This window comes from Methylorubrum sp. Q1 (assembly GCF_004683995.1).
In the GTDB taxonomy this organism is placed as follows: Bacteria; Pseudomonadota; Alphaproteobacteria; order Rhizobiales; family Beijerinckiaceae; genus Methylobacterium.
The window spans coordinates 1-1043 of the sequence record NZ_SRHQ01000090.1; the positions used below are offsets into that span (position 1 = coordinate 1).

1 protein-coding gene is annotated in these 1043 nt (G+C 67.4%); it reads right to left on the minus strand.

What is annotated here, in order from left to right; all coding sequences use genetic code 11:
- Window positions 1-1043, minus strand: a 1043-nt coding sequence (locus E4V01_RS25390) for an IS630-like element ISMex18 family transposase (protein WP_135300302.1), incomplete at both ends; no start/stop codon positions are given.

Below are 1043 nucleotides of genomic sequence, written 5' to 3' on the forward strand. Positions count from 1 at the left end.
CGTTGGCAGAAGCGTTTGATGCTGGCGAGGATGGCGTCGGCTGACTTGGTCCAGACGAACGGCTTCGGCTCGGCGTTGGTCTGGTCGATGTAGGCGTGGATGGCGGCTTCAAGATCGCCCGTGGTCTCGAACACGCCGCGTTGAAGCTGGCGCCGCGTCAGCAGCGCGAACCAGCCCTCGACGAGGTTGAGCCAAGAGGCCGAGGTCGGCGTGAAGTGCAGGTGCCAGCGCGGACGCTTCAGCAGCCAGTCGTGGATGAGCTTGGTCTTGTGTGTGGCCGCGTTGTCGAGAACCAGGTGCACATCGAGATCCTTCGGCACATCGGCCTCGACCTGATCGAGAAAGGCGCGGAACTCGATGGAGCGATGACGCCGTGCGCAATGGCCGATGACGCGACCGGCCTGTACGTCGAGCGCCGCGAACAGGTCGGTCGTACCAGCCCGTCGGTAGTCGTGGGTCTGGCGCTCGGGCTGGCCGGGGCGCATCGGCATCACCGGCGCGGTGCCGGTCAGCGCCTGGATCTGCGGCTTCTCATCGACACACAGCACCACGGCGCGGTGCGGTGGGGCCATGTAGAGGCCGACGACATCCCGGACCTTGTCGACGAAAGCCGGGTCGGTCGACAGTTTGAAGGCCTCGATCTTGTGCGGCTGCAGCCCGAAGGCACGCCAGATCCGCGAGACCATGGTCTGGCTCATGCCGACCCGCCGGGCCATGGCGCGTGTCGACCAGTGGGTGGCGTTCTCCGGCTGGCTCTCCAGGGTGCGCGTGATCATCTGTTCGATCTCGGTATCCGCGACCTGGCGCGGAGCGCCGGACCGGGGCAGGTCGACGAGACCGTCGAGGCGGTGCGCCAGGAAACGGGCGCGCCATGTCGTGACGCTCATGCGGCTGACGCCGAGCGCACGAGCGATGCCGCTGTTGGTCGAACCCGGCTCAGCGCAGGCCAGCACGATGCGCGCACGCTGGGCGAGAGCCTGGCCGACATTGCGACGGCGCACCAGGCCTTGCAGCCGCGTGCGCTCATCCCCGGTCAGATCAAG